Raw genomic sequence first — 8,129 nt, 5'->3', positions numbered from 1 at the left:
CCGAGGCCATGTTGAGCACCGGGTGCAGTACGGGCTCATGAGTGCGGGAGTCGTTCAGCACCCCTGGGGGGGGCGGCCCGCGGCACCGTGGTCCTGCTCGTGCTGCTCCCGCGGCGGCGGCCGGAAGGGCCGCACCGCGGGTTGTTCACCTAGTGTGCGCCCGCCGCGGCGGCGAGCCGCACCTCAGCGCGCCGCTGGGCGGCCGCGTCGGTGTCCGCCTTCGAGCGCTCCAGCGCCCGCTCGGCCCGTGCGACGTCGATCTCCTCGGCCAGCTCGGCGACCTCGGCGAGGACGGAGAGCTTGTTGTCCGCGAAGGAGAGGAAACCGCCGTGCACCGCGGCGACCACGGTGCCACCGTCGGTGGTCCGGATCGTCACGGGACCGGAGTGCAGCACCCCGAGCACCGGCTCGTGCGACGGCATGATGCCGATGTCGCCGGACAGGGTACGGGCGATGACCATGGCGGCCTCGCCGGACCAGATGCTGCGGTCCGCGGCCACCACCTCGACGTGAATTTCGGCCAAGACGGCTCCTCGGGTCGGCACCCACCGGCGGGCGGGGGTGCGTAAGACAAAGAATAAGGGCTGCGCGAGGGGGGCAGAGCCGGTCCGCCCCCCTCACGGCCCCAGGTCAGCTGACGCCGAGCTTCTTGGCGTTGGCCTTGAGGTCGTCCAGGCCACCGCACATGAAGAAGGCCTGCTCGGGGAAGTGGTCGTACTCACCGTCGGCGATGGCGTTGAACGCCGCCACCGACTCGTCGAGCGACACGTCCGAACCGTCCACGCCGGTGAACTGCTTCGCCGCGTGGGTGTTCTGCGACAGGAAGCGCTCGATGCGGCGGGCACGGGAGACGGTGAGCTTGTCCTCTTCGCCCAGCTCGTCGATACCGAGGATCGAGATGATGTCCTGGAGGTCCTTGTACTTCTGCAGGATGCCCTTGACGCGCATCGCGCAGTCGTAGTGGTCCTGCGCGATGTAGCGCGGGTCCAGGATGCGGGACGTGGAGTCCAGCGGGTCCACCGCGGGGTAGATGCCCTTCTCCGAGATCGGCCGCGAGAGCACGGTCGTCGCGTCGAGGTGGGCGAAGGTGGTGGCCGGCGCCGGGTCGGTCAGGTCGTCCGCGGGGACGTAGATCGCCTGCATCGAGGTGATCGAGTGACCGCGGGTCGAGGTGATCCGCTCCTGCAGCTGGCCCATCTCGTCGGCGAGGTTCGGCTGGTAGCCCACCGCGGACGGCATACGGCCGAGCAGCGTGGACACCTCGGAACCGGCCTGGGTGAACCGGAAGATGTTGTCGATGAAGAACAGCACGTCCTGGTTCTGCACATCGCGGAAGTACTCCGCCATGGTCAGACCGGCCAGGGCGACGCGCAGCCGGGTGCCCGGCGGCTCGTCCATCTGGCCGAAGACCAGCGCGGTCTGCGGGAGGACGTTGGACTCGGCCATCTCCGCGATCAGGTCGTTGCCCTCACGGGTGCGCTCGCCGACGCCCGCGAAGACGGAAACGCCCTCGTGCAGCTTCGCCACACGCATGATCATTTCCTGGATGAGCACGGTCTTGCCGACGCCCGCGCCGCCGAACAGGCCGATCTTGCCGCCCTTGACGTACGGGGTCAGCAGGTCGACGACCTTCAGGCCGGTCTCGAACATCTCGGTCTTGGACTCGAGCTGGTCGAAGGCCGGGGCCTTGCGGTGGATCGGCCAGCGCTCGGTGACCTCGGACTCGGCCTCCGGCTCGTTGAGGATCGCGCCCAGGGTGTTGAAGACGCGGCCCTTGGTGACGTCGCCGACGGGCACCGTGATGCCGTTGCCGGTGTCGGTCACCGGCGCCTGGCGGACCAGGCCGTCGGTGGGCTGCATGGAGATGGCGCGGACCAGGCCGTCGCCGAGGTGCTGCGCGACCTCCAGGGTCAGCGTCTTGGTCGCACCCTCCTGCGTCGGGTCGGCGACGTCGACGTGCAGCGCGTTGTAGATCTCCGGCATGGCGTCGACGGGGAACTCCACGTCGACGACCGGGCCGATGACCCGCGCCACCCGGCCGGTGGCGGTGGTTTCAACAGTCGTGGTCATGTGGTCAGTCACTCCCCGCGTTCGCGTCGGCCAGGGCGCTCGCGCCACCGACGATCTCGCTGATTTCCTGGGTGATGTCGGCCTGTCGGGCCGCGTTCGCAAGCCGCGTGAGCGACTTGATGAGGTCTTCCGCGTTGTCGGTCGCCGACTTCATCGCCCGGCGGCGGGCCGCGTGCTCGGAAGCGGCGGCCTGCAGCAGGGCGTTGTAGATGCGGCTCTCGACGTACCGCGGAAGCAGCGCGTCCAGCACGCCCTCCGCGGACGGCTCGAACTCGTACTGCGCCATCGCCTGCGGCTGCTTGTCCAGCTGGTCGGCCTCCTTGGAGACCGCCAGCGGCAGCAGCCGCCGCTCGACCGGGGTCTGCGTCATCATCGAGACGAACTCGGTGAAGACGATGTGGATCTCGTCGATCCCGCCCTCGGCGGAGTCCTTGAGCACGGACTCGATCAGCGGCGTCGCCACCGCCTTGGCGTCGGCGTACTGCGGGCTGTCCGAGAACCCGGTCCAGGACTGGGTGACCTTGCGGTCGCGGAAGCTGTAGTACGCCACGGACTTGCGGCCGACCAGGTAGTGGTCGACCTCCTTGCCCTCGGCGCGCAGCTTCTCGGTCAGCCGGTCCGCGGCCTTGATGGCGTTGGACGAGTAGCCGCCGGCCAGGCCGCGGTCGCTCGTGACGAGCAGCACCGCGGCGCGGGTCGCGTTCTCGGGTTCGGTGGTCAGCGGGTGCTTGGTGTTGGAGCCGGTCGCGACGGCCGTCACCGCACGGGTCAGTTCATCGGCGTACGGAGAAGAGGCGGCCACCTGGCGCTGCGCCTTCACGATGCGCGAGGCGGCGATCATCTCCATCGCCTTGGTGATCTTCTTCGTGGCGGTGACGGACTTGATCCGGCGCTTGTAGACCCGAATCTGTGCGCCCATGCGATCAGCCCTCGACCAGCAGCGCGCCCGAGGACGTCTCGAACTGCTTCTTGAAGGCGGCGACCGCTTCGGTGAGCGCGTCGATGGTGCCGTCCTCCAGCTTGCCGGTCTCGACGATGCCCGTGAGCAGCGACTTGTGCTCGCGGTGCAGGTAGTCGAGCAGCTCGCGCTCGAAGCGGCGGATGTCCACGACGGGGACGTCGTCCAGCTTGCCGGTGGTGCCGGCCCAGATCGAGACGACCTGGTCCTCGACGGCGTACGGGCTGTACTGGCCCTGCTTGAGCAGCTCGACCATGCGCTGACCGCGTCCGAGCTGCGCCTTGGAGGCCGCGTCCAGGTCGGAACCGAAGGCCGCGAAGGCCTCCAGCTCACGGAACTGGGCGAGGTCCACGCGGAGCCGGCCGGCCACCGACTTCATGGCCTTGATCTGCGCGGAGCCACCGACGCGGGAGACCGAGATACCGACGTTCAGCGCGGGCCGCTGGCCGGCGTTGAAGAGGTCGGACTCCAGGAAGCACTGGCCGTCGGTGATGGAGATGACGTTGGTCGGGATGAACGCCGAGACGTCGTTGGCCTTGGTCTCGACGATCGGCAGACCGGTCATCGAGCCGGCGCCCAGGTCGTCGGAGAGCTTCGCGCAGCGCTCCAGCAGGCGCGAGTGCAGGTAGAAGACGTCGCCCGGGTAGGCCTCGCGGCCCGGCGGGCGGCGCAGCAGCAGCGACACGGCGCGGTAGGCGTCGGCCTGCTTGCTCAGGTCGTCGAAGACGATGAGGACGTGCTTGCCCTCGTACATCCAGTGCTGGCCGATGGCCGAGCCGGTGTACGGCGCCAGGTACTTGAAGCCGGCCGGGTCGGACGCGGGGGCGGCCACGATGGTCGTGTACTCCAGCGCGCCGGCCTCCTCCAGCGAGGCGCGCACGCCCGCGATGGTGGAGCCCTTCTGGCCGATGGCGACGTAGATGCAGCGGACCTGCTTCTCCGGGTCGCCGCTGCGCCAGTTGTCGCGCTGGTTGATGATGGTGTCGATGGCCAGGGCGGACTTGCCGGTCTGGCGGTCACCGATGATCAGCTGGCGCTGGCCGCGGCCGATCGGGGTCATCGAGTCGACGGCCTTCAGGCCGGTCTGCATCGGCTCGTGCACCGACTTGCGCTGCATGACGGTGGGCGCCTGCAGTTCGAGCGCGCGGCGGCCCTCGGTGGCGATCTCGCCGAGACCGTCGACCGGGTTGCCGAGCGGGTCGACGACGCGGCCCAGGTAGCCCTCGCCGACCGCGACGGAGAGCACCTCGCCGGTGCGGTGCACCGACTGGCCCTCCTCGATGCCGTTGAACTCGCCGAGGACGATCGCGCCGATCTCGCGCTCTTCCAGGTTCAGCGCGAGGCCGAGCGTGCCGTCCTCGAACCGCAGCAGTTCGTTCGCCATCGCCGAGGGCAGGCCCTCGACCTTCGCGATGCCGTCTCCGGCAACGCTGACCGTACCGACCTCCTCGCGCGAGGCCGCGTCCGGCTGGTACGACTGGACAAAGGTCTCCAGCGCGTCCCGGATCTCCTCCGGCCGGATCGTGAGCTCCGCCATCTGGGTTCCCTGCTCTCCTTGTTGGGCCCGAAGTCTTCTTGGGGGCGTCGGCCCAACGCGGGCCGTCAGTGCTTGTCTGTGGTGCTTGTCTGCGCTTGCGCGGGCGGTGGTCAGCCGGCGGCCATCCTGCGGGACGCCTCGTCCAGGCGGTCCGCGATCGAGCCGTTGATGACCTCGTCGCCGACCCGTACCCGGACCCCGCCGAGGACCGCGGGGTCCACGTCCAGGTTCAGGTGCACCGGGCGGCCGTAGATCCTGGCCAGGGCGTCCCCGAGCCGGCGCTTCTGCGTCTCGCTCAGCGGGGTGGCCGAGACCACTTCGGCGACCGTCCGGCCGCGGCGGGCCGCGGCCAGCTTGGACAGGGATTCGATCCCGCCCTCCAGGCTACGTCCTCGCGGCGCGGTGACCAGCCTGGTGACCAGCCGTTCCGTGACCGGCTTCGCACGGCCGCCGAGCAGCCGGTGCAGCAGCTCGCTCTTGGCGGCGTCGGTACCGGCCCGGCCGCCCAGGGCGGCCCGCAGCTCGGTGCTGCCGGCGGCGATCCGGCCGAAGCGGAACAGCTCGTCCTCGACGTCGTCGAGCGTGCCGTCCTTCTCCGCCGCCGTGAGGTCGGCGGTGTCGGCCAGCTCCTCCAGCGCGTCCACCAGGTCGCGGGACTGCGACCAGCGGGACCGCACCATGCCGGCGACCAGGTCCGTGCTGTCGGCGCCGAGCTGGCTGCCGAGCAGCCGCGTCGCCAGCTGGGCCTTGGCCTCACCGGACTGCGCCGGGTCGGTCAGGGCGCGGCGCAGCGTGGACTCGCGGTGCAGCAGCGAGGTCACGGCGGCCAGCTCGTCGGCCAGCCGGGTGCGGTCGACCGACGCGCTGTCGGTCAGCGCGTCCAGCCGCTCCCGTGCCGCGGCCAGCGCTTCGCGGCTCGCGCCGTTCATCGGGCCGCCTCAGCCTCTGCGGCCGAACCGTCGAGGCTGTCGAGGAAACGGTCGATCGTGCGGCTCTGCCGGGCGGAGTCCTCCAGGGACTCGCCGACCAGCTTGCCGGCCAGGTCGGTCGCGATGCGGCCGACCTCCTGGCGCAGGGTCACCGTGACCTGGCGGCGGTCCGCCTCGATCTGGGCATGGCCTGCGGCGACGATGGCGTCCCGCTGCCGCTGCCCCTCCTCGCGCATCTCCGCGATGATCGTCGCGCCCTGCTCCCGCGCCTGCTCGGTGATCCGGGCCGCCTCGTGGCGGGCCTCGGCGAGCTGCGCCTTGTACTCCTCCAGCGTGCGGTTGGCCTCGGCCTGAGCCTTCTCCGCCCGCTCCAGGCCACCCTCGATGGCGTCATGCCGCTCCGCCAGGGTCTTCTGGATGTTCGGCAGCAGCTTCCTGCCAAGGAGGCCGAAGACGATGAAGAAGCAGAGCAGGCCGATAACCAGTTCCGCGGTGTCGGGGATGAGCGGGTTCTGCGCCCCCTCCTCCGCAAGGAAGGTCATCATGTCTGAACCTTTCGTCGAGTGGCTTTACGGTCCGGTGCCGGATTCAGCTCTGGAAGATGAAGGGGACGACCAGACCGAGGAGCGCGAGCACCTCGCAGAGGGCGAAGCCGAGGAACATGTTGGTGCGGATGATCGGCATGGCCTCGGGCTGGCGGGCCATGGCCTCGATGGAGTGACCGAAGACCAGACCGATGCCCACGCCGGGGCCGATGGCGGCGAGACCGTAGGCGACCGCGCCGAGGCGGCCGGGAGTCGTGGCAGCGGCGAGGTTAACGAGGTCGGCAGACATTTCCCTGTCTTCCTTTTTGATGCGGTCCGTTGGGGGGCTTCCCAGCGGAGGTCTGTGGTGGGGGTGGTACGCGTGGCGCGAAGCGGGCCTCAGTGGCCCTCGTCGAGCGCTCCCTGGATGTAGATCGAGGCCAGCAGCGTGAAGATGTAGGCCTGCAGGAACTGGATCAGCACCTCGAAGGCCGTCATGAAGATGGCCAGTCCGAAGGATCCGCCGGACACCGCGGTCAGCCAGGTCGGCGTCAGCAGGTACCAGCTCGCGACGCTGAACATGACGATCAGCATGTGGCCGGCGAACATGTTCGCCCACAGCCGGACCGCGAGGGTGAACGGGCGGGTGATGCAGTTCTGGATGAACTCCAGGAGCACGATCAGCGGGACCAGCGGCTTGGGCAGGCCCGAGATCCACACCAGGTTCTTGACGCCGCCCTTGAAGCCGTGCGTCTTGAACGTCAGGTACATGTAGGTGATGTAGACCAGCGCCGCGAGGGCGACCGGGAACGCGAACCGCGAGGCCGGCGGGAACTGCGCGAGCGGGATGATCGACATGATGTTCATGAACCACACGAAGAAGAAGATCGACGTGAGGAACGGGACGAACTTGTCGCCCTTCTTGCCGATCACCTCGCGGGCGATGCTGCGGGCCACGAACGTGTAGCCGATCTCGCCGACCAGCTGGAGCTTGCCGGGGACCAGCTTGGGCTTGCTGAAAGCCGCCCAGAAGAAGCCCACCACCAGCAGCATGCAGATGATCGCGAGCAGCATCGGCTTGGTGAAGTCGAAGCTGCCGATGCTGAAGATCGGCTTGAAGTCGAACGAGTGGAGGCCCGGGGCAGGAAATCCGCAGTCCTGCTTGATGTGACAGCCTGCCTCAGCGAGCAGCGTGTGGGCACTCACCCGTGACTCCTTCGTCGTGACGCATAAGTAACGGCAACCTTGTGTGTCAGCGCGGCTGGTGAGGCCGCTGGTCGGCACTGCGGACAAGGCGTGGCGAAGTCACCACTGTCCGCTGGGAGCCCGCATCGAAGACCGGGAACCCGTATTCCGCGCCGCGTCCGCGGCACCGGATCCGAGTACACCGATGGGCGTGGGGGCAGCACCCTCCACGAGTGTGAGGGGCCTCCACGTCCAGATGCGTTTCCGGACGATAGCAGATGGAATTGCAGCCTCTTTACCCGGCCCTTGGCCACGCCCATGACAGCGCTCCCGGCCAGCCGCGTCATTCGGCCGGCGGAGCGGACGTGACGGACGGGACGGGATCGACGTACAGCATCCGCGAGGTGAGGCTCTGCTTCACCTGGCCGCCCACCCAGGACAGCGCGGTGGCCAGCAGACTCAGGCCGAAGGCCTTGCCGTTGAAGAGCGAGGTGTCCTTGAAGGCCACGACGAAGATGCCGATCATCAGGATCTGCACGGCGTAGACCAGCATGCCCGCGGCCATCGCGACCTGCGGGCGCTCGGCGGTCATGGTCATCAGCGCCCACGAACCGAAGGCGAAGAAGACCGCCACCACTGCCACGGCGACGAGGCCGCCCACCAGGCCCTTCTCGCCGGCGAGCACGGCACTGAGGATGGTGGCGACAGCTCCGACGGGAGCGGCGACCAGCGCGGCTCCCCTGAGGACACGGGCGTCGTTCTGCAGCATGATGACGGCTCCTCCGGCGGGAGTTGGGGCAAGCGGATGTCGTCGGAGACGAGCGTAGTCAGGGAGTGAGGGGGCGCCTCACGCCGGTTGACCGCTCATGCGGTCCAACGACGCCTTCCCTGCTTTCGTGAACGCTATCACAAAGTATTTGATGCGG

9 protein-coding genes are annotated in these 8,129 nt (G+C 68.9%); all 9 read right to left on the bottom strand.

From position 1 onward, the window contains the following. Positions 1–149: 149 nt before the first annotated feature. The 9 genes from ACWERV_RS24665 to ACWERV_RS24625 all read right to left on the bottom strand — a co-directional run bounded on the left by ACWERV_RS24665 (position 150) and on the right by ACWERV_RS24625 (position 7,972). Complete coding sequence (locus tag ACWERV_RS24665) at positions 150–524, bottom strand: F0F1 ATP synthase subunit epsilon (RefSeq protein ID WP_031518457.1); 375 nt, start codon at positions 522–524, stop codon at positions 150–152. A 106-nt stretch (positions 525–630) separates the two neighbouring features. After that, positions 631–2,070 (bottom strand): F0F1 ATP synthase subunit beta, encoded by a 1,440-nt coding sequence (gene atpD / locus ACWERV_RS24660; RefSeq protein ID WP_398186424.1) that lies wholly within the window; start codon positions 2,068–2,070, stop codon positions 631–633. Between the two features lie 4 nt (positions 2,071–2,074). Continuing rightward, complete coding sequence (locus ACWERV_RS24655; RefSeq protein WP_398186427.1) at positions 2,075–2,989, bottom strand: F0F1 ATP synthase subunit gamma; 915 nt, start codon at positions 2,987–2,989, stop codon at positions 2,075–2,077. Between the two features lie 4 nt (positions 2,990–2,993). After that, positions 2,994–4,565 (bottom strand): F0F1 ATP synthase subunit alpha, encoded by a 1,572-nt coding sequence (gene atpA, locus ACWERV_RS24650; protein ID WP_452936683.1) that lies wholly within the window; start codon positions 4,563–4,565, stop codon positions 2,994–2,996. A 110-nt stretch (positions 4,566–4,675) separates the two neighbouring features. Beyond that, positions 4,676–5,494 carry a F0F1 ATP synthase subunit delta gene (locus tag ACWERV_RS24645; protein WP_398186433.1) on the bottom strand — a complete coding sequence of 273 codons (819 nt, stop codon included), beginning with the start codon at positions 5,492–5,494 and terminating at the stop codon, positions 4,676–4,678. Further along, positions 5,491–6,039, bottom strand: a complete 549-nt coding sequence (locus ACWERV_RS24640) for a F0F1 ATP synthase subunit B (RefSeq protein ID WP_398186436.1) — start codon at positions 6,037–6,039, stop codon at positions 5,491–5,493. The genes ACWERV_RS24645 and ACWERV_RS24640 overlap by 4 nt, the downstream gene beginning before the upstream one ends. A 43-nt stretch (positions 6,040–6,082) precedes the next feature. After that, complete coding sequence (atpE, locus tag ACWERV_RS24635) at positions 6,083–6,328, bottom strand: ATP synthase F0 subunit C (RefSeq protein WP_398186439.1); 246 nt, start codon at positions 6,326–6,328, stop codon at positions 6,083–6,085. 89 nt (positions 6,329–6,417) lie between these two features. Beyond that, positions 6,418–7,224, bottom strand: coding sequence for a F0F1 ATP synthase subunit A (gene atpB / locus ACWERV_RS24630; RefSeq protein WP_398186441.1), 807 nt, complete (start codon positions 7,222–7,224; stop codon positions 6,418–6,420). 322 nt (positions 7,225–7,546) lie between these two features. Beyond that, on the bottom strand, positions 7,547–7,972 hold the full coding sequence (locus ACWERV_RS24625) for a hypothetical protein (RefSeq protein WP_398186444.1): 426 nt from the start codon (positions 7,970–7,972) through the stop codon (positions 7,547–7,549). Between the last annotated feature and the right edge of the window lie 157 nt (positions 7,973–8,129).

The organism is Streptomyces sp. NPDC004031 (assembly GCF_053604375.1).
The sequence above is the reverse complement of the archived record's forward strand: the minus strand, read 5'-3'. Positions and strand labels throughout refer to the sequence as shown.